The sequence below is a fragment of the Planomonospora sp. ID67723 genome (assembly GCF_015711605.1).
In the GTDB taxonomy this organism is placed as follows: domain Bacteria; phylum Actinomycetota; class Actinomycetes; order Streptosporangiales; family Streptosporangiaceae; genus Planomonospora_A.
Genome location: NZ_JABTEZ010000005.1, coordinates 339,868 through 361,174, shown reverse-complemented (window position 1 = coordinate 361,174; position 21,307 = coordinate 339,868). Strand labels below are relative to the sequence as shown.

The following is a 21,307-nucleotide window of genomic DNA, read 5'->3' as shown; positions in this document are numbered from 1 at the left end:
GGCCCGATCCCGTACGCCTGGCTCCCGTACGCCCGGAGCCGTGCGAGAGTCAGCGGTCGGGCCTCCGGAGGGATTTCTCCTTCCAGCCCGTGGTGATGCTGATGAGGCCGTACCGGGTCACCATGTCGTCGAATTCGGCGAGGGACATCTCGCGGTATTCCTCGCCTTTGCGCAGAACGGCGATCGCCGGGAGTTCGGCATCGTTCACATATTGGCGTATGGCGATGGACCGCGGCTCTCTCGCGAACTCCGCTATGGCGTTGTTCTCGTGTATCCTGCTGCGATACTCGATGAATTCGACCTCCTTCCCGAACTTTTCCGGATGCTCCCAGGAGAAGTCTGCCGGAAACCACAGACCTCCTTCGAGGCCCATCCTGTCCTTCCGCGCGATGATGGCGAATGCCCGGAGCTGCATCGTGTCATATGAGGCCGCGGCCGGGACCTCCACCACCTGGGCGACGTTCACCTCCTCCCCTGGATTCAGCCACTCTCCGTACGTCGGCAGGAACTTCGCCTTCCTGACCAGGTCGAAATACTCGATGTCCGTGTAGAGGGAGATCGGATAGTCCGCCACCGCGTCGTCCCGCCATTCGTTCCTCTCGCGGCCGTCCGGGCGGACGGCCGCCTTCCTCCCCAGGACCTGATACTCGGTCGCCAGCACGTACACCCCGACCTTGCCGCCGTTCACGATCTTTATGTCCACGGGCAGCGAGATGACCGTCGACTCGGCGGTGTACACCGGATCACCGAGACTCGCCTCGAATATCATGTGCGTCGGCTGCTCGTACGGCTCATAGAGCTGGGAGTAGCCGAAATCCGCCACGGCGACGACGGTGGTCGCCATCACCGCGATCCCGAACCTCTTGGGGGACGGGATCACGACGTCCGCCCGGTAGCTCGCATAGAGCGCCCACGCGGATCCGACGGCGAGGACCAGCCAGAGAAGCAGATACCGCTTCTGCTCCGCATCCCTGATCATCGTGATCAGCAGCATGGAGTTCACCATGAACGCGAGACCGGTTCCGGCCACGACCACCAGGCCGGAATTCTGGTAGCTTCTCCAGAACCAGTGGTCCAGCACCGCGATGACCGAGACGGCCATCACCGCGGCGGCGACGACGAAGAGGGCTCCGGTGAACCTCCCGGTGAACGCCAGGGCTTCGCCCAGGTCCTCGATTCCGAAGTAGCCGACGAGACCTGCTGTCACCAGAAGAATCAGCGCGACCCCCACGGGGACGGCCCGCCGGAACAGAAGCGCATTCCGTTCTCTCATCTGACCTCTTGGTACGGACCCCCGGCGCTTGTGCGCTGCAGCCCCATGCTCCCCGGGCACCACATTGCGAAACTGTGCAGTATGCACAATTTAGGTTTGTGTTGCCGCCCTTTGGACGGCGTCCGGAAAGCGAGCGGGGCCCGGCCTCGTTGTTCCGCGGCGCGGAGGTCGCGTCGGGACGATCCGCGACTCGCTGCACCTGGTCGACGTCGTCTTCCCTTGTCGATGCCGCCGGGCGGGTCGCGTACGGCCTGCCGTCGTCCCCGGTCAGAGAAGTCGGTACGCACCACGAACCGGTTCCCCTCCAGCAGCCGGTGCGGGATCAGGTCGTCGGCCGTGACCGTGACCGGGACGGCCGGGCCGCCACGCCGGATTCGTCCTGCAACCGCACGGGCCCGTTCGGAGTCGTGATCACGTTGCCGGGAAAGGGTTGGACGGGATGATGTCCGGGCTTGTAGCTTGCCGTTGACCGCGACACCGCCCGAGGAGGTGAGACCCATGAACGCTGTATCGATGTGGGTGCTCCCCCTTCCCGTCACGGTCGGGCGATTGACGTAGGTGTCGCCGGGAGCGCCTCTCCGACAAGGCCCTCCCGAAAGGCAACACCCATGCACTCTCAGCAGGTCACCGCCGAACCGCCGTCGAACGACAGGGTCGAGCGTGACTCCCCGGTGGGCGACGCCCCCGGAGTTCTCCGGTCGCCGGTCTCCGGCGCCGACCACACGCCCCCCGTCTTCGACGTGATCATTGCCGGGTGCGGGCCGACCGGTGCGATGCTGGCCGCCGAACTGCGGCTGCACGATGTGCGGGTACTCGTTCTGGAGAAGGAAACCGAGCCCGTGTCGTTCGTCCGCATAGTCGGTCTGCATATTCGCAGTCTCGAGCTGATGGCGATGCGCGGACTTCTGGATCGCATTCTCCCGCATGGAAGACAGCGCCCGGCCGGCGGTTTCTTCGCCGCCATCCCCAAGCCCGCGCCCAAGGGCCTGGATTCCGCGTACGCCTATCTGCTGGGCATCCCGCAGCCGGTCATCGTTCACCTGCTCGAAGAACATGCGATCGGACTGGGCGCGCAGGTCCGGCGCGGTCGCGCGGTCGCCGGTTTCGAGCAGGACGACGAGGGCGTGACCGTCGAGCTGTCCGACGGGGAGCGACTGCGTTCGCGCTATCTCGTCGGCTGCGATGGCGCGCGCAGCACGGTGCGCAAACTGCTCGGCGTCGGCTTCCCCGGCGAGCCCTCACGGACCGACACGCTCATGGGCGAGATGAAAGCGGGCATGCCGCAGGAGGAGATCGCCGCCAAGGTGGCCGAGATCGGCGAGACCCATCGGCGATTCTGGCTCCGGCCCTTCGGCGAAGGGGTCTACAGCGTCGTCGTCCCCGCCGCGGGAGTCAGCGACCGTGCGGAACCGCCCACCCTCGAAGATTTCAAACAACAGTTGCGCACCGTCGCCGGAACCGATTTCGGCGTGCACTCCCCGCGCTGGTTGTCCCGCTTCGGGGATGCCACCCGGCTGGCCGAACGTTATCGCGTCGGTCGGGTGCTGTTGGCCGGCGATGCGGCGCACATCCATCCACCCATCGGCGGTCAGGGCCTCAACCTGGGCGTTCAGGACGCATTCAACCTCGGCTGGAAACTGGCCGCACAGCTCCGCGGCTGGGCGCCGGACACACTGCTGGACACCTACCAGGCCGAACGTCATCCGGTCGCCGAGGACATGCTGGACAACACCCGCGCCCAGATGGAACTGCTGTCCACCGAACCGGGCCCGCAGGCCGTGCGCAGACTGCTCACCGAACTGATGGACTCCGACGAGGTGAACCGCCGTCTGATCGAGAAGATCACCGCGATCGGCATCCGCTACGACTTCGGGGAAGGCCCCGACCTGCTCGGCCGCCGCCTGCGCGACATCGACGTGAAACAGGGCCGCCTCTACGGTCTGCTGCATCGCGGCCGCGGCCTGCTGCTGGACCGCACCGAACGCCTGACCGTCGGCGGCTGGTCGGACCGGGTCGATTACCTCGCGGATCCCACTGCGGCACTGGATGCTCCGTGCGTCCTGCTACGCCCCGACGGCCACGTCGCCTGGATCGGCGACGATCAGCAGGACCTGGACGACCACCTCTCCCGCTGGTTCGGCAAGCCCGCCGACTGATCTCGCCTGAGCGACCGCGAAGGCCCGTGAGGAGGATCGGAACGGCCAGTAGCGACTGACCGTCGAAGGCCGGAGGCAGCATCCGCCGTGGTGCTCTGGCGCCGGGGTCGGCCTGCGAGGAGGGTCGCCTCCGGGTGACGACCGGAAGACGGCGGAGGAGCACCACGGAGTGGATCGGCGCACCCTCGCCGCCGGCGTCCAGGTCTCCGCCGGTCGAGTGATCGGGATTCTGCAACAGGCCGCGTGGAAGGCGCGGCCCCTTCACGGATACGGGCCGGCCGCAGCGGACTCTGCGTCCGCTGCACAACCTTCAGGCCAGAACCCGAAAAATCTCCCCCTTTGATCTACCATCGCCCATGAGACGATCAAGCGGATCGGGGAGAGCGTCATGGTCCAGGAGCAGGCACCGGCGGGGATCGATCCGACGATCCCGAGCGTGGCCCGGATGTACGACTACTACCTGGGCGGCAAGGACAACTTCGCCTCCGACCGCGAGGCCGCCGAGAAGTTCATGCAGGCCGCGCCGAACGTCCGGCAGGTGACCCGGGCCAACCGCGCGTTCCTGTCCCGGGCGGTGACCGAGATCGCCGGCCGCGGCGTGCGCCAGTTCCTCGACATCGGCTCCGGCCTGCCCACCCAGGAGAACGTCCACCAGGTCGCCCACCGCGTCATCCCCGACGCCCGGGTCGTCTACGTCGACAACGACCCCATCGTCCTGGCGCACGGCAGGGCCCTGCTGGAGGACAATCCCCACACCGTCGTCGTCCAGGCCGACATGCGCGAGCCCAAGGCCCTGCTCGACCACCCCGCCATCCGCGCGAACATCGACTTCGACCAGCCGGTCGCCGTCCTCCTGCTGGCCATGCTCCACTTCGTCCCGGACGACGACGCCGCCGCCGGCATCGTCGCGGCGGTCCGCGACGTCATGGTCCCCGGCAGCCACCTGGTGATCTCCCATGGTCACGCCGGAAACCTCTCGGAGGAGGACCGCGCCAAGATGAGGGGCGCCTACAGCTCCACCTCCACCGGGCTGGCCGTCACCCGCGGTCCGGCCCATCTCGCCGCCTACACCGAGGGCCTGGAGGTGCTCGACCCGGGCATCGTCCCGGTCCAGTCATGGCGCCCGGAGTTCGAGGAGGACGCCGAATTCGATCTCAGCCGGCCCGGCGCCCTCGCCGTGGTGGCCAGGGTCCCGTAGGCCGTCCGGCCCGAACGGTCACTCCCGGGGCCACCGGCGGGTTCCCGCCACCCGGCTGGAGCACGGTACGGCCGGGGCGTCTCGCACCCCGGCCGCGTGCCGGATCAGGACTGCTGGCCGGAACTCCGGCCGGCGTCCTCGCCGCCGCCTCGGTGCCCGCCGCCGAGCAGGCCCGCGCGGTGGGCCTTCAGGACCGCGTCGGCCTCGGCCCGGGTGAGAGTGCCCCCGGCGACGGCGGTCTTGAGCCGCTTGCTCAGCGCGCTCTCGGCCTCGGCGGCGCGCTGTGAACGCAGCGTGTCCATCGCCGCGGCGAGTTTGTCGGCGGTGACGCCGAGCCTGGCCGCCAGGGCCTCGATCATCTCCTGCCGGGCGGCCTCCCGCCCCTCTCCGGAGGGCCGGCCGGTGCCGGCCGAGGGTCGGAGCCCCTCCAGGGCCGCGGCGACCTTGTCCTCGTCGAGGCCGAGGAGCTCCGCGAGCTTGGCGGCCATCTGGCCGTGGCCGCCGCGCAGGCCCTGCCGCTCGATTCCGGGCCGCTCGATTCCGGGCCGCTCGATTCCGGGCCGCTCGATTCCGGGCCGCTCGATTCCGGGCCGGGCACCGGGATCCGTCGTGGCGGTGTCCGGAGACGACGTGGGCGCCGGCTCGGCGGCCCAGGCCGCCAGCGGAGCGACCAGCCCACCGGCCAGGGCGGTGCCGATCCCGGCGATGACGACGAGACGTTTGGTGCGGTTCATGACGCTCCCGTATCTGCGTGGTTCGTTGACCTGCCCTGATGGTCGGGGGTCTGGATGAGACGCCCATATCGGTGACCTGAGAATCGGATGAGACCCCGGCCGGCAGACGGAGGCGGACACGGACCACCGAGAAATCGTCGTGCCTTCGCGTACGGACGTACGCTCCGTGCTTACGTTCACACCTATGACCGACCTGTTTCCTGGAGATCCGCGTACCAACCGCGAGCGCATGCTCGCCGGCGACCTCTACATCGCCGACGATCCCGAGCTGGAGGCCGCCCTCAGGCGCGCCGCGGCCCTGGCCCACCGCTATGGGGAGCTCTATCCCACCGACCCCGACGCCGCCCGCCCGGTCCTGGAGGAGCTGCTCGGCTCGATCGCCCCCGACGCCCACATCCGGCCCCCGCTCTACGTCGACTACGGCTCCCACGTCACCGTCGGCTCGGGCACGTTCGCCAACTACGGCCTGACCGCCCTGGACGTCGCCCCCATCACCATCGGCGACGACGTGCAGATCGGCCCGAACGTGCAGCTGCTCACCCCCACCCACCCGCTCGACCCCGATCAGCGGCGCAACAAGCTGGAGGCCGCCGCACCCATCGTGATCGGCGACAACGTCTGGCTCGGCGGCGGCGCCATCGTGCTGGCCGGAGTCGCCATCGGCGCCGACAGCGTCATCGGCGCCGGCTCCGTCGTCACCAGGGACATCCCCTCCGGCGTCGTCGCCGTGGGCACCCCGGCCCGGGTGGTCCGCGACCTGTGACCCCGGGGAGACGCTGCCGCGAGGCCCTACGGCCGGTCCGCGGCCAGGCCGGTGAACCGCTCCTGCTCGGCCAGGATCGCGCCGAGCTCGTCGGCGTCATCGCCGTACGCGGTCATGACGAGGCCCGCGTCCATCTCGGCCTGCGACAACGTCCCGGTGAGCCGGGTCGCGTACCAGCGCCCTCCGTCACTTCTCCAGATCGACCACGCATCGGCGTGCCGCCTGCGCAACCGTTCCCAGACGACATCCTCCACTGGGAGCCGCACCTGTCCCCACCTCCTGCAATCAACCGGGGAGACAAGGATGTGCCGGTAGGGCGACACCCGGTAGTGAGAGGCCACCTCACCGTACGGAGGCGGATCTTCCGCGACCGGTCCCGTCACCGCCGCACGACCGGCCCGTACCCTGTCGGCCGCACCGGTCCGGTGTGCCGCCGTCACCGCGACGTTGCGGGTCACGGCCTCTCGGCATAGGCGCTGATCTCGATGAGGTTGCCGTCTGGATCACGCAGGTAGACGCTGTCGATCGGGCCCAGCGCGCCGGTGCGGCGAACCGGCCCCTCCTCGATCGGCACGCCGTGCCGTGCCAGCTCGGCGACGACCTGCTCCAGCGGATCGGAGGCGATCAGGCAGAGGTCGGCGCTGCCCGGGACCGCGTGCGCCGCCTTGGGTTCGAACTCCCGGCCCGCCTCGTGAAGGTTGATCTTCGACTGGCCGAAGGCCAGCGCCCGCCGCCCCTCGCCGAAGGTGACCGGCTCCATGCCGAGGACACGACTGTAGAAGCCGATCGTCGCCTCCAGGTCGGCGACGGTGAGGACCAGGTGATCGAGCCGGTTGATGCGCATCGGGGGTTCTCCTCACGGTACGGCGGGCTTCAGGGGGTCATCGTGGCATGGGCGCCGTACCGCACAGCGGTCAGGGGAGGGTCAGGGAAGCACGTAGCACTCGACCTCGGCCCGGCGCGACTCCAGCCCGGCAGCCACCGCGTCCTCGGCGCACCGGCGCTCCCGCTCGCTGAGCAGGAGGGTGCCGCAGACGCTGATCCCGGAGTAGGTCCGGCAGTCCAGGGAAGGGTTCGCCTTCCCCACCCGGTAGTCGCGCTCGACCGCGGACCGGCACTCCCCGCGCAGCCGCTCCGTGTCGGCGTACCGGCACTGGCCGGTCAGGACACGGTGCTGGGCCGGGCTCACCTCGGCCGGGCTCACCTCGGCCGGGCCCCCGGTACCCGTACCTGCCGTACCGGGGTTCGCCTCGGCCCGGCTCGCCTGAGCCGTCCCCTGCTGGGCGGAGCCCGCCCCCGGCCCTGCGGCGGGCGCCTGCGCCGCCGTCCCGCCCGTCGTGGAACCGCATCCGGAGACGAGAGCCGATGCCGTGACCAGCGCCGCCGTACAGATGAACATCCTCATATATCCACCCCCGTCTCACCGTAAGCCGAAACCGCCCCCGTCTGAGGAAACACCACGTATCGCTTGAGTAGTCCGGCGGCTACGCCGTGAGTGCGCGGCGTAGCCTCCGAGTGCCGAGTGCCGAGTGCCGAGTTCAGGTTCTCCCCGGCGGTCAGGCCCGGGTAGGGGGCAAGCTCCTGCGGAACGTATCCGATCAGCGCCTTGGTGTGCGTGCCGGAGGCGCCGTGCGGCGAGCCGTCGATCCGCACCTCACCCGCGTCCCCGGCGAGGACTCCGACGATCACGGGGATGGTCGCGGTCCTGCCCGCACCGTTCGGACCGAGCAGGCCGTACGTCTCGCCTTCCCGTACGGTGAAGCCGTCGACGGCGAGCCTGTCCTTGTGGCTCCTGCGAAGCACGATGACTCCGGAACCGGCACGGCGGCCTCTCTTCGGCGGGGCATGTCGGGAACCTTCACGAGGGTCTGTTGCGGAGCGGGACGTCCCGGATGATCGACCAGGTCATCGCCAGGCCGAGCAGGAAGCAGCCGAGACCGGCCGCCAGGGTCACCGGCACGCCCGGAGCGGAACCGGCGTCCAGCCCCAGGCGGACGAAGGGCAGCCGGAACTCGGCGCCCACGGCCGCCTCACCCAGGAAGATCAGCCCGACGCCGATCGGGAGCGAGAGCAGCCCTCCGCCCCGCCAGCGGTAGAACGCCGCCGCCATGAAGGCTCCCGCGACGATCCAGGCGAGGAACTCGACGAGGTACTCGGCGAAGACGAGCGGCACCTGCGTCGGCGAGCCGAACAGGTGGGCGCTGGACAGTTCCTGCGGCCAGCCCGCCAGGTGGTACAGGAGCGCCTCCAGCAGATAGCCCAGGACGAGCAGGGCGGACAGGAACGGCGCGTACAGGGCGACGGTCACCGCCGCCTGCGCGCCGAACTGCCTGCGGGTCTGCCCGTGCGCGATGTAGAGCGGGAGGAAATCCCGGATCAGGGCGACGCCGACGAACAGCGCGAACCAGCGGGGAAGCTGCGTCGCGCCCTCCCACACGCTCTTCGTGAGCGTCCCGTAGACCGCGATGCCGACCGTGATCAGTGTGACGACCACGTAGAAGGCGACCCACACCAGCGCGGCGAAGAAGAGGTTGGCGGCGAGCAGCCGGCTGGGGAATCTCATCGGGCGTCTCCGGACGGGGTGGCGGACGGGGTGCCTTCCGCCGGGACGTCCGCGGGCGGCCCGGCGGGCGCGGCGTCTCCGGCCGGTTCGGTGAGGTAGGCGAACAGGTCCTGCATGGCGATCGGGCCGAGTTCGAGCCCGGCCTCCCGGGCCTGCCTCCGCCGGGCGTCGTCGAGGTCGCCGTAGACCGTCGCCGAGGCGGTCGACCCCAGCCGCCTGGTGTTCAGCACGGTGAGCCCGCCGGTGAACGCCTCGACTCGGTCGGCGGGCCCGGTGACAGAGGTACCGCGTGACAGCATGGTCTGGCTTTCCTCGTGCAGGACCAGCCCGCCCCTGTCGATGATCATTACCTCCTCGAGCAGCGAGCCGACCTCCTCGATCAGATGGGTGGAGAGGATGACCGTGCGAGGGTGCTCCATGAAGTCGGCGAGCAGCGCGTCGTAGAAGACGTAGCGGGAGGGCGCGTCCATGCCCAGGTAGGACTCGTCGAACATGGTCAGCGGTGACCTGCCGGCCAGCCCTACCACCACGCCCAGCGCCGAACGCTTCCCCTTGGACAGGGCCTTGACGCTCATCTTCCGCTCCAGCCCGAACCGGTCCAGCAGTTCCTCGGCGTAGGCGGCGTCCCAGTGCGGCCGGAGCCACTCGGCGAAGTAGATCGCGTCCTCGACCTTGTCGATGTCGATCGTCTCGCCCGCATCCCCGATCAGGCAGACCTCACGGGTGACCTCCGGGTTCTCGAAGACGGGTCGCCCACCCACCCGCACCGTGCCGCCCGACTCCCTGCGGAAGCCGGCCAGCACCGAGAGCAGGGTGGTCTTGCCGGACCCGTTGCGCCCCAGGAGCCCGTAGATCTTGCCTGCGTCGAGGGAGAACGTCATGCCGTCGATGGCCCGGACGTCGTGGTAGTCCACCCGCAGACCGTTGACCTCGATCTTCATCCGTGCCCCCCGGTCTCGGTGATCCGCCTGACGATGTCGCCGAGCGGGATGCCGATCGCCCTGGCCTCGGCGACCATCGGGTCGACCACGTCGGTGAAGAAGCTCTCCCGGCGCTGGGCCCTGAGCACCTCGGGGGCGGCCGGACTGACGAACATGCCGATACCTCGCTTCTTGTAGAGGACCCCTTCGTCGACCAGCTGCTGGAACGCCTTGGCCGCCGTGGCCGGATTGATCCGGTAGAACGCGGCGTACTGGTTGGTCGACATGACCTGCTCGTCGCCCTTGAGCACCCCGCTCAGCACATCGGCCTTGATGCGGTCGGCGATCTGCCGATAGATCGGACTCCGATCGTCGAACATGAACACCTGCTTCGCTGGTTCGTTACTTATGTAATGAACCATAGAAATAATGAGCCCATACGTCAACACCCGCCGCCGGTCTCCCGGCGGCGGGTGTTGTTCGGTGCGACAGATGTTCGGTGCGACGGCGGGGGAGGCGGGCGCCTCACCCCAGAACGGCCAGCTCGTCCTCGGTCAGAGTGAGATCGGCGGCGGCCACCGAGTCGAGGATGGTCTCCGGGCGGCTGGCCCCGGGGATCGGGATCACGACGGGGCTCCTGGCGAGCTCCCAGGCGAGGCAGACCCGCTGCGGCGAGACGCCCCGGGCGGCCGCCACCTCGGCGAACGGCCCGGCGAGCCCGCCCGCCGACGACATGCCGCCCAGCGGGGACCAGGGCAGGAACGCCACCCCGAGCTCGGCGCACACGTCGATCTCCGGCTCACTGCTCCTGAACCGCGGTGAGTACTCGTTCTGCACGCTCGCCAGCCGCCCGCCGAGAATCTCGTACGCCGTCCTGATCTGCTCCGGGTCGGCGTTGGAGATCCCGGCCAGCAGGATCTTCCCCTCGTCGAGCAGGTCGCGCAGCGCGCCGACGCTCTCCTCGTACGGCACGGCGGGATCGGGCCGGTGGTGCTGGTAGAGCCCGATCGCCTCGACGCCGAGCGCCTTCAGCGAGCTCTCGCACGCCCGGCGGATGTGAGAGGCCCGCCCGTCCACGCCCCAGCCGTCGCCGGGGGTGCGCGTGTGCCCGCCCTTGGTGGCGACCAGGACCGTGCCCCGGTCTCCGGACCACAGCGCCAGGGCCTTGGCCACCAGTCGCTCGTTGTGCCCGACCTCGCCGGAGGAGGGCGTGTACGCGTCGGCGGTGTCGATGAGCGTCACGCCGGCGTCGAGGGCGGCGTGGATCGTCCTGATCGACTGGGCCTCGTCGGGCATGTGCCCGGCCACCGACATCGGCATGGCACCGAGCCCGATCGCGCTGACGTCGAGGTTTCCGATAACGCGTTTCTCCATGCCGGCCATCCTGGGGGCTGGAGTTCGCTCCAGGTCAAGGACGCCCTTCCGCCCCGCGTGTCGCCCGCCCGGCGTACGGCGGCCGCGGAGATGGTTGGATCTGGGCTGTGGAGGCTTCCGTCGAGCAACTCGTGTACGTCCGCGAGGACGAGTACACGGTCGCGCGGATGAGCGCCGAGGACGTGCCCGGCTTCGTCGCCTCGGGCCGCGCGCTGGCCGGGGTCCAGCCCGGGGAGACGGTCCGGCTCGCCGGCGGCTGGGGCGAGCATCCGCGCCACGGCAGGCACTTCGCGGTCACCGGGTGCGAGCGGGTGGTCCCGGCCACGGTCCGGGCCATCCGGATATACCTCGGCTCGGGGTTGATCCGCGGCATCGGGCCGCGGCTCGCCCACGCCATCGTCGACCATTTCGGAGAGGCGACGCTGACGGTCATCGACACCGAGCCGGAACGGCTCAGGGAGGTCGTCAACATCGGTCCCGCGCGGCAGGGCCAGATCGTCGAGGCGTGGCGGGAGCAGAAGGACATCGCCGCGCTGATGGTGGTCCTGCAGGGCTTCGGGATCAGCCCCCTCCTCGCGTCCAAGATCTACCAGGTCTTCGGCCCGGACTCGGGTGAGGTCCTCGCCTCCGACCCGTACCGGCTCATCGGCCGGGTCAGGGGGATCGCCTTCTCCACCGCCGACAGGATCGCGCTGCGGTCGGGGGTTCCGGAGAGCAGTCCCCAGCGGATCAAGGCGGCGGTCCTGGACCGGCTGGAGGCCTCGGCGGGCGGCGGGCACTGCTACCTGCCGCTGCTCGCCGTACTGACCCAGACCGTCGAGCTCACCGGCCAGGACGAGGACCTGGTCCGCCGGGCGGTGGACGCCCTGGTGGCCGAGCGGCGGGTGGTCGTCGAGGCGTCCCCGGACGACCCCGGCCGGACCGTCGTCTTCAGCAAGGAGGTCCACAGCCGCGAGCTGGCCCTCACCGCCCACCTGACCCGGCTCTGGCAGGCGCGCTCGACGCTGCCCATGCGCGCGTTCCAGGAGGATCCCGGGCTCCATGACGACCAGCGGGCCGCGGTGACCATGGTCCTGGCCAACACCGTGTCCGTCGTCACCGGCGGCCCCGGCTGCGGCAAGAGCCACACCGTCAGGGCCATCGCGACGACCGTGCGGGCGGCGGGCGGCACGGTGACCCTCACGGCGCCGACCGGCAAGGCGGCCAAGCGCCTGTCGGAGCTCACCGGCATGCCCGCGATGACCGTGCACCGGATGCTGGCCCACGAGCCGGATCCCGACTCCGGCGCGCTGTTCGAGCAGACACCCGCGCAGGCCGATCTGATCGTGGTCGACGAGGCCTCCATGCTGGACCTGCATCTGGCCACCCGGCTCACCGCGGCCATCCCGGCCGGCAGTCACCTGCTGCTGGTGGGTGACGACGACCAGCTGCCGAGCATCGGCCCCGGCAGCGTCCTGGCCGACCTGCTGCGCGTGGAGGAGATCGCCCGGATCCGGCTGACCCACGTCTTCCGCCAGGCGGAGGGCAGCGGGATCATCCAGGCCGCCAACCTGATCCGGGCCGGTGAGGTGCCCTCGCCCCGCGGCGGGGGCGGCTTCTGGTTCGAGGAGCTCGACGATCCCGCGCAGGTCGCCGAGCGGGTGGTCCACCTGGCGACGGTGGCGATCCCGCACAAGCAGCGGGTCGGCCCGGAGCAGGTCCAGGTCCTGTGCCCGATGCGCAAGGGCCTGACGGGGACCACCGAGCTCGGCCGGATGATCCAGGAGCGGCTCAACCCCGCCGCCGAGGGCAGGGCCGAGCACTGGTCGGGCGCCTCCGCCTTCAGGGTCGGCGACCGCGTCATGCCGATCCGCAACAACTACGACAAGGGCGTCTTCAACGGGGAGACCGGCAGGATCACCACGGTCGTCCCGGAGGAGCGGCTCGTCGAGATCCTCATCGACGACGGGGAGACGGTGACCTACGGCTTCGACGAGCTCGACGAGCTGACCCATGCCTACGCCATCAGCGTGCACCGCTCCCAGGGCAGCGAGTACCCCTTCGTGGTCGCGCCGATCGTCGCCGAGTCCGGCGGCATCATGCTGCGCCGCAGGCTGCTCTACACCCTGGTCACCCGGGCCCGGTCGTGGGTGGTCCTCGTCGGCCAGCGTGAGGCCCTGGAGCTGGCGGTCCACCGGCTCGGCCGCCGCCGCAACACCGCCCTCGCACACCGGCTCGAACTGAACCTCCGCGAGTGACCCGGCCGCCGCAGGAGCGTGGGAGGCGGCACGGGCGCACGGCGGACCGGATCGTGCCGTGCAACAGAGGAACCCCGGCTCGCCGTAGCGAACCGGGGTTCCTCGCCGTGCGCCGCCAGGGACTCGAACCCCGGACCCGCTGATTAAGAGTCAGCTGCTCTAACCAACTGAGCTAGCGGCGCCTGACCTCGACAAGACTACCGGACGTCAGGATGTGGTCCGTACATGAGATGACATGCGCTGACCTGCCCTTCCTCCCATCGTGAGCGGGCGGAGGAGGACGGGCTCCGGATAGCTTGGCAAAATTCCGTTTACTCCCTTTTGCTCGGGTACGGGGGTTAGGCCCGGAGAATCAAACCGAAGGGAGAAACACCATGCAGCCTGAGCTGTGGACCTACCGCGCCGACGTCTATGACGTCAACAAGAGCCTGGACGTCGCTGGATACGACGTCGAGGCCACGGACGGAAAGATCGGCTCCGTCGACGAGGCGACCTACGATGTCGGCGAGAGTTACATCGTCGTCGACACCGGTCCGTGGATCTTCGGCAAGAAGGTCCTGCTCCCGGCCAGCACGGTGACACAGATCGATCCGCAGGAGCGCAAGATCTATGTCGCGCGCACCAAGCAGGAGATCAAGGACGCGCCGGAGTTCGACGAGTCCACCTTCAAGGAGACCTCCTACCGTGACCGGGTCGGTGAGTACTACGGCCGCTTCCCCTACGGGGGCGGCTCGGCCACCTACTGATCCGGTGGGCAAACAGGAAGGGCCCCGCCTCACGGCGGGGCCCTTCCGCGTTTCCCGGGTCACGACCCCTTCCGGGCGGGAAGGCCGGTCTCCTTCCCGCCCGCCGTACGGTGAAATCAGTACGGTGAGATCAGTGTCGGCGGATCAGGGCCAGGTGGGATCGCCCGACGGGTCGACGGGACCGGTCACCACGCCCAGACGCTCCAGAAGCGTCAGGAAGGTGGACGCGTACGGCGAGGCCCGGCTCACCGCCGCGACCCTGTTCCAGTCGACCTGCTCCCGCAGCGCCCGCACCTGGGGAAGCAGGGAGCCGTAGTCGCAGGCGTGCTCGGAGAGGGGCAGCAGCCACGAGATGACCAGGTCGGTCGCCTCCAGGACCGGAACGATCACCGCGGACGCCTTCAACGGCTCGGCCCGATCCAGCAGCGCGGAGGTGACCGGGTTGTTGGCGATCCGGAAGATCAGGTCCACCAGCCTGCCCTCGTCATAGGCTTTGACCAGCCAGTCCTCCGGAGGTTTGGCGGTCTCGAAGCCCAGGTCGCGCAGGGCCTCCAGCGCGGTGGGGACATCCTCCTGAGGCAGGACGAAGTCCACATCGTGCAGGGAGGGAGCGGCCCCCCGCGCGTAGGCCGCGCACCCTCCGGCCAGCGCGAACCTGACGTCGGCGTCTTTGAGCCCGGTACTCGCCCGCTTCAGCGTCTCCAGGATCGCATCGGTGACCTCGTGACTGTGGCTTCCCATAGCGGAGGATTACCCCCAGGATCGCCCCCTAGTCACCAGGCATAACACCTTAAAGGTCGGGTAATCCCCGTGAATGAGCCACCCTTCTAACCCTCAGATGGAAGGACCCCAGCCGGGCGAGAGCCCGAAGGAACGTGTGGACCGGGAGCTGAACGAGCTGCTCCAAGGGCTGCGGGTCGCTGTCACAGGCGTACAGGTCCTCTTCGCCTTCCTGCTGACGCTGCCGTTCTCCTCGGGGTTCCACAAGGTGGACGCCCTCGGCCGGTGGCTTTTCTTCATCGCGCTGCTGAGCGCCGCCCTCGCCTCCGTCTGCTTCATCACCCCGGCCGCCCAGCACCGCCTGCTGTTCCGGACGGGACTGAAGGAACGGATGCTCCACCGTGCCAACGAGCTCGGCATCGCCGGCGCCATCGGGCTCGCCGTCTCGATCACCAGCTCGGTCGCGCTCGTCACGGAGACGGTGATCGGCGGCTGGCCGGCCGTGCTGTTCGGCGGCGCCATCGGGCTGGGCAGCGCCTGGTTCTGGTTCGTCCAGCCGCTCATCGACCTTTACCGGACCAAAGACGTTAATTAGCGAGCTGTGAGGGCAGTCGTCGTTTATGGTTACCTTGCTCTGGATCATCGCAGTCGCTCTCGTCATCGCCGGGATCTACGTGATCCTGGCCCGTCGCGACCTCCTCTGGGGGATCGTCCTCATCGTCCTCGGTTTCCTCGTCGGCCCCGGGGGTGTGAGCATCTTCAACGTCTGAGGCGAGCCGTGGCTCGCCTGAACCAAGTCGCCCCGACATTCCACTCCATGACTTAGCGGGCCGGGTCACCACCCGGCCCGCCGTCGTATGCCCGTCTCGATGCCCGTGCCGCGTCTCGGCACGTCCGGCGCCTGCGCCGCCTCGCGGCCTCAGGCGCCCGTCTCAGCACCCCTCGTCGCCGTTGAGGCAGTAGACCCCGTAGGCCCGGCCCAGCACCGGGAGCGCCACGTTCCTCACCCGGATGCCCGCCGACGTGAGCCCCTTCTCCGTGCCCATGTGCGCGTGGCCGTGCAGGATCAGGTCCGCGCCCTCGGCGTCGATCGCCTCGGCCAGCAGGTAGCTGCCCAGGAAGGGGTAGATCTCCGGAGGCTCGCCCGCCAGGGTGTCGTTGACCGGCGAGTAGTGCGACAGGACCACCCGCTTGTCGGCGTCCAGTTCCTTGAGCGCCACCCGCCAGCGGTCGGCGATCCGCTTGGTGTGGTTCACGAACGCCTTGATCTCCGGCTCGCCGAACTCGCTGGCGCACTTGCCGGCGAACCCTCCGCCGAACCCCTTGCCGCCGACCACGCCGAGGCGGGTCCCGTTGACCTCGACGACGACGGAGTCGTCGTGCAGCACCATGATCCCCGCGTCGCGCAACATGGCCGCGATCTCCGCGGGCTTGTCCGAGTGGTGGTCGTGGTTGCCCAGCACGGCGACCACCGGGATCGGGAGGTCGCGGAACTCGTTGACCACGACCTCCCCCTCCTCCAGCGTGCCGTGCCTGGTCAGGTCACCGGCCAGCAGCAGGACATCGGCCTTCTCCTCGATACCGTTCAGGTGAGAGCGGTACCGGCCGCCGACGTCCACGCCGAGGTGCACGTCACCGACTGCCGCGATACGCAGACTCACAGCTTCTCCTCTTCTTCCGGTTCACGGACGTCGACGACGCTGAGCTCGTTGTGGATGGTCAGCCCGGGAGCCGCCTCGGCGGCCACGTCGGCGATCAGCGCGCGGCGCTCCAAGCAGCCCACCTGGCCGCGCAGGAAGAGCTGGTCCCCCCGGACGTCCACCCGGATCCCGAGCTCGTGGGTGCGATCGTCTTCCGCCAGCGCCCCTTGGACCCGGGCGGCGACGTATTGCGGAGCCTCCATGATCGAACTCCTCTCCCCTTAAAACAGCTCGCCTTCCCGTGAACACCGAGGTCAAACAGGTTTAAAACCCTCTGATCGGGTAAGCCAGGCAGAGAATGCCTAGGACGCAGGCACGTTGCTGTCGCATCACCGCTGCGGAGCCGTGCCTATGAAGATCGCGATGGTGTCCGAACACGCCAGTCCCCTCGCAACCGTCGGCGGCGCCGACGCCGGGGGCCAGAACGTCCATGTCGCAGCGCTCTCCCGCGCGCTCGCCGGCCAGGGCCACGAGGTGGCCGTCTACACCCGCGCCGACTCCCCGGACCAGCCCGAAGAGGTCGCCTTCGGCCCCGGGGTGACCGTCGTCCACGTCCCCGCCGGGCCCGCGGAGAGCATCTCCAAGGACGACCTGCTTCCCTGGATGCCCGACTTCAGCCGCTGGCTGGCCCGGCGCTGGGAAGAGGACGCCCCCGACATCGCGCACAGCCACTTCTGGATGAGCGGCCTGGCCGCGCTGGCCGCCGCCCGGGACACCGGGGTGACCGTCGCACACACCTTCCACGCCCTCGGCACGGTCAAACGGCGCCACCAGGGCCCGGCCGACACGAGCCCGCGCGAGCGCGTCGGGGTCGAGTCGATCATCGCCTCGCACGCGGACGCGGTGATAGCGACCTGCGCCGACGAGGTGGCCGAGCTGGAACGGATGCAGGCCCGCCGGCAGGCCCTTCGCGTCGTCCCCTGCGGGGTGGACCTGCGCGCCTTCACCCCCGCCGGTCCCGTGCTGGACCTGGGGCCGCGACCGGTCCTGCTCTCCATCGGCCGCCCGGTTCCGCGCAAGGGCGTGGAGACCGTGGTCCGCGCGCTGTGCCATGTGCCCGGCGCCACGCTGGTGGTCGCGGGCTGCCGGTCCGGCGAGCCGGAGGGCGAGCGGCTGTCCCGGATCGCCGCCGGGTGCGGAGTGGCCGACCGGGTCCGGTTCATCGGCAGGGTGGAGCGGCACGAGGTTCCGGCCCTCATGCGCTCGGCGGACGCCGTGGTCAGCGTGCCCTGGTACGAGCCGTTCGGCATCGTGCCGCTGGAGGCCATGGCCTGCGGGGTGCCGGTCGTCGCCTCGGCCGTCGGCGGGCACCTGGACACCGTGGTCCACGGCGTCACCGGCCTGCTGGTCCCGCCGCGCCGGCCCGCGGCCCTCGGCCGCGCCCTGCGCAGGCTGCTCGCCGACCCGATCCGGCTCGCGGCGTACGGTGCCGCCGCCGCGGACCGGGCCGGCTCCCGCTACGGATGGGATCGGGTGGCCACCGAGACCCTGGCCGTCTACGAGGAGATTCTCACCGCACGAGGCCGTGCTCCGCGAATGACCGACGTCCCGGCGGGTACGCCGTCGGCGTGAGCCCGAGGGGGGACGCAATGAGGCACAAGGGCACGGCCAGCGGCCGGACCGGCGGTGGCGAGAACCGCGAGGATTCCCGCGCGACCGGCGGGGACCGGAGGGCCGCCGGCTCTCCCACCGGAGTGGCCAGTCTGTGGCGGCTGCCGTACGAAAGCGACGGACGGGGAAACCTCGCCCGGCGGGCCTGGCGCTCCCGCCGCCGCCCGGCCGTTCTGGCCGCGGCCAGCGGGATGGCGGCCCTCGCCCTGATCGGAGGGGCCATCACCTCCGTGGCGATCCGCCGCCGGAGGCGCTGAGCGGCACCGGGCGATCAGCGGCATCCCCCAGCAGTCACGGCGCAGCAGTCACAGCGCCGGGCCGCCGACGTCCCGGACCGCCGCGCGCCCGCCGCCGTCGACGGCGGCGGGCGGGCTCGGCGGGGGACTCACGGCTCATGCGCCGGGGAGGGGGCGACGGCTCACTTGCCGGTGGCCCGGTGGATGCTCTGTGCCGCCGAACGGTCGATCGCGGCCTTGACCATGCCGAAGATCGCGCCCTGGACGGCCGCGGCCACCATGACCTCGCGCCAGCCGTACTCCTCCGAGGTGGCCTGCGGAGCCTCCTCCTTTCCGGAGGCGAACTTCCAGACCTGCTTGAAGATGACTCCGGCCAGAGCACCGCCGAGCATTCCGCTCGCGGCGCTCAGGCTGCGGGATACGACCCTGCTCAATGTCCCGTCCTTCCGTTTCAGGGATGGGGAAACCTCACACGACCGGAGGGTCGTCGTAGCGGCGCTCCTCGTAGACGCGCTGGTGCGTCACAGGGTCCTCGGTCACCACCGTGGTGTTGGTCGCCAGAGCGCGGCGAGCGGCGTTGATCCGGTAGAGCGCGAACATCAGCCACGCCAGGCCGCCGAGCATCAGGATGACGCCGACCACGTTGATGTCGAACCCCGCGAGGTCGAACTCGACCGCCCATGTGAGGATGGCGCCGAGCATGATGAGGACGATGCCGCCTGCGATGGTCATGGGTCTTCCCTCCTTCGAGCCAGTACCTCCTCCCTATCCCCCACACGGATCTCAAACGTCGCCATCGGAGGCCGCACGTGATATCTGACCGCCCGATCGTCGTCACCGGCCTGATGGGCTCCGGCAAAACGTCCGTGGCGCGGATCCTCGCCGCCGATCTCGGCCGGGAGCTGCGCGACAGCGATCCCGACATCGCCGCGCGGTACGGCGGGGAGACCGCCGCGCAGACCGTGGAGCTGGGAGGCAAGGAGGTCCTCCACCGCAGGGAGGCGGAGCACCTGCGGGAGGCCCTCGCGGAGCGGCCGGCCCCGGTGGTCGCCGCGGCGGCGAGCGTCGTGGACGATCCGGACTGCCGCGCCGCGCTGGAGTCCGCGGTGGTGGTCTGGCTGGACGCGCCGCCGGCGGTGCTCGCCGAGCGCATGCTCTCCGGCGCGCACCGCCCGCACTTCGAACCCGACCTGGAGGCGATGCTCGTCAAGCAGCGCGCCCGCCGGGGGCCTTTCTTCTCGGAGGTGGCGGATCTGACCTTCGACGTCTCGGCTCTCACGCCCCGGCAGGTCGCCTCGGAGGTGCTCGCCCGGCTCGACGGGCGTGACCGGCCCCGTGCCGGCCGTACGGAGGCGGAGTGAGGCCGGGCCTCACTGCCCGAGAAGATGCAGCATGTGCCTGATCTGACCGGTGCGGGAGGCCTCGATCCGCTCCGCCAGCAGCTTCACCTGCGGGTTGCGGCCGGCGATCACCTCCGCCTTCGCCAGCTGGACCGCGTCATCCTGGTGTGCGATCAGCGTGTCGAGGAACTTCTTCTCGAAGTCGGCCGGGGCCGCCTTCTCGACGGCGGCGATCTCCTTGCGGCCGGTTCCGGGCATCCCGCCGTGGGCGGCGTGCTCGTCGGCCGGAGCGGTCGCGGGCTGGTCCCACTCCCGCAGCAGGCCCGCCATCGAGGCGATCTCGGCCTCCTGCGTCGTGGCGATCGCCGCCGCGAGGGTCCTGACCTCCTCGCGGGCGGCCCGGTCGCGCGCCAGCCGTACGATCTCCACGCCCTGGCCGTTGTGGACGACCATCATCTGCAGGAACATCACGTCGGCGGAGTTGAAGTCCCGGCCTGCGGCGGCCTCGGAGGCGCGGCCGGCCACGGCGTCGCGGGCCCACTCTCCGCTGTGGACCCCGCAGCCGGCGAGGAGCAGGACGCCGAGCACGGCCAGGGTGAAACGTCTCATCAGGGAACTCCTCCCGCGGGGTGGTGACCGGGCCGGAGAGGAGCGGCCCCCAGGCCCGACCGGCGGCGTCCGGTGGAGCCGCCGCGGGACGGCGGCTCCACCGGGGACTCCCTAGACGCGCTTCCAGAGGGCCGGCACGTTCGGCGGCTCCCATCCCGGCAGCGAGGTGTGCCCTTGCAGGCACTGGTAGGTCGCGCCGCCGTAGGTCACCCGCGCGCCCGCGGCGTATGCGGTGTTCGGGGCCCAGGTGCCGCCCGGCTGCTGCGTCGGGGTGACGGTCGGCGTCGGGGTCGGCGTGGGGGTGACGGTGGGCGTGGGCGTGGGCGTCGGGGTCGGCGTCGGGGTCGGCGTCGGGGTCGGCGTCGGGTTGGTGCCGCCGCCGAAGTCGACGTCGCTGCAGGTGTAGAAGGCCTCCTCGCTGCCGACCACGCGCTGCCAGATCGAGTAGATCATGGCGCGGCCGGTCCGTTGCGGGAGGTTGATCGTCCAGTTGGTGTAGGTGGTGGGGTTCTGGTTGGTGAAGGTCCTGATGTGCTCCAGGTCCGACCAGCGCAGCGGCTGGGTCGGGCTCCAGCCGGGCTTGGTGATGTAGAACTCGAAGTTGCTGTTGGCGTGCGGCGCGGTCGCGTGGTAAGTGATCGTCAGCGGTCCGGCGCTGACCTTCGTGGCCGGCCAGTCGGCGCGGGCCAGGTCGAGGCCGCGATATTTGTCGCGCCCGGCGCTGCAGAGCCTGCCGTCCGGGATGAGCTCACGGTGCCGCCCGCCCGCGGTGAGCAGGGACACCTCGTGCCAGTCGTAGAACGCCTGGGTGCCGCCGGCCGCGACGGCCGCCTTGCACGCCGCCGAGTCGGGGCTGTCCGGGCCCTCCGTCTTGCAGACGTAGGCGCGGCTGGGCGGGTTCGACATGGAGCCGTGGGCGCCGGCCGGGGAGGACGGGAGCAGGACCAGCAGAGAGCCGGCGACGAGCGTCGCCGCCCCGGCGGCCACCTTGTTTCGCAGATGCACGTGGACTCCTCCTACAGGGGGGAATGGAGGTGGAACATGTCCAACGGCTGACGGATAGCGCGTTATTAATAGGAAACCTTACTAAGAATTTTTGGTGCGGGCCAGCCGTTCCGCCGAACACG

27 protein-coding genes and 1 tRNA gene are annotated in these 21,307 nt (G+C 70.1%); 10 read left to right on the top strand and 18 right to left on the bottom strand.

The genetic code is table 11. From position 1 onward, the window contains the following. Positions 1 to 49 precede the first annotated feature (49 nt). Positions 50 to 1,273, bottom strand: coding sequence for a hypothetical protein (locus tag HS041_RS32510; protein ID WP_196444681.1), 1,224 nt, complete (start codon positions 1,271 to 1,273; stop codon positions 50 to 52). 608 nt (positions 1,274 to 1,881) lie between these two features. Between HS041_RS32510 and rox the strand changes: the two genes are divergently transcribed. Both rox and HS041_RS32500 read left to right on the top strand, forming a co-directional pair. After that, positions 1,882 to 3,429: a rifampin monooxygenase gene (gene rox / locus HS041_RS32505; RefSeq protein ID WP_196444680.1), complete on the top strand. Its 1,548-nt coding sequence runs from the start codon at positions 1,882 to 1,884 to the stop codon at positions 3,427 to 3,429. Between the two features lie 388 nt (positions 3,430 to 3,817). Continuing rightward, entirely contained in the window at positions 3,818 to 4,627 is an 810-nt protein-coding gene (locus HS041_RS32500) for an SAM-dependent methyltransferase (protein ID WP_196444679.1), read from the top strand. Positions 4,628 to 4,731: 104 nt separating this feature from the next. Here the strand turns inward: HS041_RS32500 and HS041_RS32495 are convergent, their stop codons facing one another. Next, entirely contained in the window at positions 4,732 to 5,361 is a 630-nt protein-coding gene (locus HS041_RS32495) for a hypothetical protein (protein ID WP_196444678.1), read from the bottom strand. A gap of 184 nt (positions 5,362 to 5,545) precedes the next feature. Here HS041_RS32495 and HS041_RS32490 point away from each other — a divergent pair, with 184 nt between their 5' ends. Beyond that, the gene (locus tag HS041_RS32490; protein WP_196444677.1) at positions 5,546 to 6,124 is read left to right on the top strand and encodes a sugar O-acetyltransferase; all 579 of its coding nucleotides are present in this window, start codon (positions 5,546 to 5,548) and stop codon (positions 6,122 to 6,124) included. Positions 6,125 to 6,150: 26 nt separating this feature from the next. Here the strand turns inward: HS041_RS32490 and HS041_RS32485 are convergent, their stop codons facing one another. The 8 genes from HS041_RS32485 to HS041_RS32450 form a co-directional block, all read right to left on the bottom strand. Beyond that, positions 6,151 to 6,390, bottom strand: coding sequence for a hypothetical protein (locus HS041_RS32485; RefSeq protein ID WP_307845551.1), 240 nt, complete (start codon positions 6,388 to 6,390; stop codon positions 6,151 to 6,153). A 188-nt stretch (positions 6,391 to 6,578) separates the two neighbouring features. Continuing rightward, positions 6,579 to 6,968, bottom strand: a complete 390-nt coding sequence (locus HS041_RS32480) for a VOC family protein (protein WP_196444676.1) — start codon at positions 6,966 to 6,968, stop codon at positions 6,579 to 6,581. An 81-nt stretch (positions 6,969 to 7,049) separates the two neighbouring features. Continuing rightward, the gene (locus HS041_RS38940; RefSeq protein ID WP_230880059.1) at positions 7,050 to 7,529 is read right to left on the bottom strand and encodes a hypothetical protein; all 480 of its coding nucleotides are present in this window, start codon (positions 7,527 to 7,529) and stop codon (positions 7,050 to 7,052) included. Next, a complete protein-coding gene (locus HS041_RS32470) occupies positions 7,526 to 7,927 on the bottom strand; it encodes an ATP-binding cassette domain-containing protein (protein ID WP_307845550.1) in 402 nt (133 codons plus the stop codon). Before HS041_RS32470 ends, HS041_RS38940 begins: the two co-directional genes overlap by 4 nt. Positions 7,928 to 7,982: 55 nt before the next feature. Next, the gene (locus HS041_RS32465) at positions 7,983 to 8,687 is read right to left on the bottom strand and encodes a hypothetical protein (RefSeq protein WP_196444675.1); all 705 of its coding nucleotides are present in this window, start codon (positions 8,685 to 8,687) and stop codon (positions 7,983 to 7,985) included. Beyond that, positions 8,684 to 9,628, bottom strand: a complete 945-nt coding sequence (locus HS041_RS32460) for an ATP-binding cassette domain-containing protein (RefSeq protein WP_196444674.1) — start codon at positions 9,626 to 9,628, stop codon at positions 8,684 to 8,686. The genes HS041_RS32465 and HS041_RS32460 overlap by 4 nt, the downstream gene beginning before the upstream one ends. Further along, entirely contained in the window at positions 9,625 to 9,987 is a 363-nt protein-coding gene (locus HS041_RS32455) for a GntR family transcriptional regulator (protein ID WP_196444673.1), read from the bottom strand. Before HS041_RS32455 ends, HS041_RS32460 begins: the two co-directional genes overlap by 4 nt. A gap of 145 nt (positions 9,988 to 10,132) precedes the next feature. Beyond that, the gene (locus HS041_RS32450) at positions 10,133 to 10,981 is read right to left on the bottom strand and encodes an aldo/keto reductase (protein ID WP_196444672.1); all 849 of its coding nucleotides are present in this window, start codon (positions 10,979 to 10,981) and stop codon (positions 10,133 to 10,135) included. Between the two features lie 107 nt (positions 10,982 to 11,088). Here HS041_RS32450 and recD2 point away from each other — a divergent pair, with 107 nt between their 5' ends. Beyond that, complete coding sequence (recD2, locus tag HS041_RS32445) at positions 11,089 to 13,218, top strand: SF1B family DNA helicase RecD2 (RefSeq protein ID WP_307845549.1); 2,130 nt, start codon at positions 11,089 to 11,091, stop codon at positions 13,216 to 13,218. Between the two features lie 108 nt (positions 13,219 to 13,326). Here the strand turns inward: recD2 and HS041_RS32440 are convergent. Then, a tRNA-Lys gene (locus tag HS041_RS32440) sits at positions 13,327 to 13,400 on the bottom strand. A 192-nt stretch (positions 13,401 to 13,592) separates the two neighbouring features. Between HS041_RS32440 and HS041_RS32435 the strand changes: the two genes are divergently transcribed. After that, positions 13,593 to 13,964 (top strand): PRC-barrel domain-containing protein, encoded by a 372-nt coding sequence (locus tag HS041_RS32435; protein WP_196444671.1) that lies wholly within the window; start codon positions 13,593 to 13,595, stop codon positions 13,962 to 13,964. Positions 13,965 to 14,108: 144 nt separating this feature from the next. Here the strand turns inward: HS041_RS32435 and HS041_RS32430 are convergent, their stop codons facing one another. After that, the gene (locus HS041_RS32430) at positions 14,109 to 14,705 is read right to left on the bottom strand and encodes a nucleotidyltransferase family protein (RefSeq protein WP_196444670.1); all 597 of its coding nucleotides are present in this window, start codon (positions 14,703 to 14,705) and stop codon (positions 14,109 to 14,111) included. 97 nt (positions 14,706 to 14,802) lie between these two features. On the opposite strand from HS041_RS32430, the gene HS041_RS32425 reads away from it, so the two are divergent. Next, positions 14,803 to 15,279: a DUF6328 family protein gene (locus tag HS041_RS32425; RefSeq protein WP_196444669.1), complete on the top strand. Its 477-nt coding sequence runs from the start codon at positions 14,803 to 14,805 to the stop codon at positions 15,277 to 15,279. A gap of 25 nt (positions 15,280 to 15,304) precedes the next feature. Further along, positions 15,305 to 15,454 carry a GPGG-motif small membrane protein gene (locus HS041_RS32420; RefSeq protein WP_184941115.1) on the top strand — a complete coding sequence of 50 codons (150 nt, stop codon included), beginning with the start codon at positions 15,305 to 15,307 and terminating at the stop codon, positions 15,452 to 15,454. A 162-nt stretch (positions 15,455 to 15,616) separates the two neighbouring features. Here HS041_RS32420 and HS041_RS32415 read toward each other — a convergent pair whose 3' ends face one another. Together HS041_RS32415 and HS041_RS32410 are read right to left on the bottom strand one after the other, a co-directional pair. Then, positions 15,617 to 16,345 carry a metallophosphoesterase family protein gene (locus tag HS041_RS32415; RefSeq protein WP_196444668.1) on the bottom strand — a complete coding sequence of 243 codons (729 nt, stop codon included), beginning with the start codon at positions 16,343 to 16,345 and terminating at the stop codon, positions 15,617 to 15,619. Continuing rightward, complete coding sequence (locus tag HS041_RS32410) at positions 16,342 to 16,587, bottom strand: BON domain-containing protein (RefSeq protein ID WP_196444667.1); 246 nt, start codon at positions 16,585 to 16,587, stop codon at positions 16,342 to 16,344. The genes HS041_RS32415 and HS041_RS32410 overlap by 4 nt, the downstream gene beginning before the upstream one ends. A 148-nt stretch (positions 16,588 to 16,735) precedes the next feature. On the opposite strand from HS041_RS32410, the gene HS041_RS32405 reads away from it, so the two are divergent. Together HS041_RS32405 and HS041_RS32400 are read left to right on the top strand one after the other, a co-directional pair. Beyond that, positions 16,736 to 17,956 carry a glycosyltransferase gene (locus HS041_RS32405; RefSeq protein ID WP_196444666.1) on the top strand — a complete coding sequence of 407 codons (1,221 nt, stop codon included), beginning with the start codon at positions 16,736 to 16,738 and terminating at the stop codon, positions 17,954 to 17,956. A 17-nt stretch (positions 17,957 to 17,973) separates the two neighbouring features. After that, positions 17,974 to 18,252 (top strand): hypothetical protein, encoded by a 279-nt coding sequence (locus tag HS041_RS32400; protein WP_196444665.1) that lies wholly within the window; start codon positions 17,974 to 17,976, stop codon positions 18,250 to 18,252. Positions 18,253 to 18,413: 161 nt separating this feature from the next. Here HS041_RS32400 and HS041_RS32395 read toward each other — a convergent pair whose 3' ends face one another. Then, positions 18,414 to 18,665 carry a DUF4235 domain-containing protein gene (locus HS041_RS32395; RefSeq protein ID WP_196444664.1) on the bottom strand — a complete coding sequence of 84 codons (252 nt, stop codon included), beginning with the start codon at positions 18,663 to 18,665 and terminating at the stop codon, positions 18,414 to 18,416. 34 nt (positions 18,666 to 18,699) lie between these two features. Continuing rightward, entirely contained in the window at positions 18,700 to 18,963 is a 264-nt protein-coding gene (locus HS041_RS32390) for a DUF6458 family protein (protein WP_196444663.1), read from the bottom strand. A gap of 77 nt (positions 18,964 to 19,040) precedes the next feature. Here HS041_RS32390 and HS041_RS32385 point away from each other — a divergent pair, with 77 nt between their 5' ends. Continuing rightward, a complete protein-coding gene (locus HS041_RS32385) occupies positions 19,041 to 19,592 on the top strand; it encodes a shikimate kinase (protein WP_307845548.1) in 552 nt (183 codons plus the stop codon). 9 nt (positions 19,593 to 19,601) lie between these two features. Here HS041_RS32385 and HS041_RS32380 read toward each other — a convergent pair whose 3' ends face one another. Both HS041_RS32380 and HS041_RS38935 read right to left on the bottom strand, forming a co-directional pair. After that, entirely contained in the window at positions 19,602 to 20,180 is a 579-nt protein-coding gene (locus HS041_RS32380; RefSeq protein ID WP_196444662.1) for a DUF305 domain-containing protein, read from the bottom strand. 111 nt (positions 20,181 to 20,291) lie between these two features. Then, a complete protein-coding gene (locus HS041_RS38935) occupies positions 20,292 to 21,185 on the bottom strand; it encodes a lytic polysaccharide monooxygenase auxiliary activity family 9 protein (RefSeq protein ID WP_307845547.1) in 894 nt (297 codons plus the stop codon). Positions 21,186 to 21,307 lie beyond the last annotated feature (122 nt).

What these genes read in the sequence shown, in the direction of transcription:
- HS041_RS32425 (WP_196444669.1), top strand. Translation starts at nt 14,803, where the DNA reads ATGGAAGGACCCCAGCCGGGCGAGAGCCCGAAGGAACGTGTGGACCGG.
- HS041_RS32465 (WP_196444675.1), bottom strand. Translation starts at nt 8,687, where the DNA reads ATGAGATTCCCCAGCCGGCTGCTCGCCGCCAACCTCTTCTTCGCCGCG.
- HS041_RS32500 (WP_196444679.1), top strand. Translation starts at nt 3,818, where the DNA reads ATGGTCCAGGAGCAGGCACCGGCGGGGATCGATCCGACGATCCCGAGC.
- HS041_RS32400 (WP_196444665.1), top strand. Translation starts at nt 17,974, where the DNA reads ATGAGGCACAAGGGCACGGCCAGCGGCCGGACCGGCGGTGGCGAGAAC.
- HS041_RS32410 (WP_196444667.1), bottom strand. Translation starts at nt 16,587, where the DNA reads ATGGAGGCTCCGCAATACGTCGCCGCCCGGGTCCAAGGGGCGCTGGCG.
- HS041_RS32450 (WP_196444672.1), bottom strand. Translation starts at nt 10,981, where the DNA reads ATGGAGAAACGCGTTATCGGAAACCTCGACGTCAGCGCGATCGGGCTC.
- rox (WP_196444680.1), top strand. Translation starts at nt 1,882, where the DNA reads ATGCACTCTCAGCAGGTCACCGCCGAACCGCCGTCGAACGACAGGGTC.
- HS041_RS38940 (WP_230880059.1), bottom strand. Translation starts at nt 7,529, where the DNA reads ATGAGGATGTTCATCTGTACGGCGGCGCTGGTCACGGCATCGGCTCTC.
- HS041_RS32510 (WP_196444681.1), bottom strand. Translation starts at nt 1,273, where the DNA reads ATGAGAGAACGGAATGCGCTTCTGTTCCGGCGGGCCGTCCCCGTGGGG.
- HS041_RS32490 (WP_196444677.1), top strand. Translation starts at nt 5,546, where the DNA reads ATGACCGACCTGTTTCCTGGAGATCCGCGTACCAACCGCGAGCGCATG.
- HS041_RS32460 (WP_196444674.1), bottom strand. Translation starts at nt 9,628, where the DNA reads ATGAAGATCGAGGTCAACGGTCTGCGGGTGGACTACCACGACGTCCGG.
- HS041_RS32420 (WP_184941115.1), top strand. Translation starts at nt 15,305, where the DNA reads ATGGTTACCTTGCTCTGGATCATCGCAGTCGCTCTCGTCATCGCCGGG.
- HS041_RS32455 (WP_196444673.1), bottom strand. Translation starts at nt 9,987, where the DNA reads ATGTTCGACGATCGGAGTCCGATCTATCGGCAGATCGCCGACCGCATC.
- HS041_RS32435 (WP_196444671.1), top strand. Translation starts at nt 13,593, where the DNA reads ATGCAGCCTGAGCTGTGGACCTACCGCGCCGACGTCTATGACGTCAAC.
- HS041_RS32480 (WP_196444676.1), bottom strand. Translation starts at nt 6,968, where the DNA reads ATGCGCATCAACCGGCTCGATCACCTGGTCCTCACCGTCGCCGACCTG.
- HS041_RS32430 (WP_196444670.1), bottom strand. Translation starts at nt 14,705, where the DNA reads ATGGGAAGCCACAGTCACGAGGTCACCGATGCGATCCTGGAGACGCTG.
- HS041_RS32390 (WP_196444663.1), bottom strand. Translation starts at nt 18,963, where the DNA reads ATGACCATCGCAGGCGGCATCGTCCTCATCATGCTCGGCGCCATCCTC.
- HS041_RS32495 (WP_196444678.1), bottom strand. Translation starts at nt 5,361, where the DNA reads ATGAACCGCACCAAACGTCTCGTCGTCATCGCCGGGATCGGCACCGCC.
- HS041_RS32380 (WP_196444662.1), bottom strand. Translation starts at nt 20,180, where the DNA reads ATGAGACGTTTCACCCTGGCCGTGCTCGGCGTCCTGCTCCTCGCCGGC.
- HS041_RS32405 (WP_196444666.1), top strand. Translation starts at nt 16,736, where the DNA reads ATGAAGATCGCGATGGTGTCCGAACACGCCAGTCCCCTCGCAACCGTC.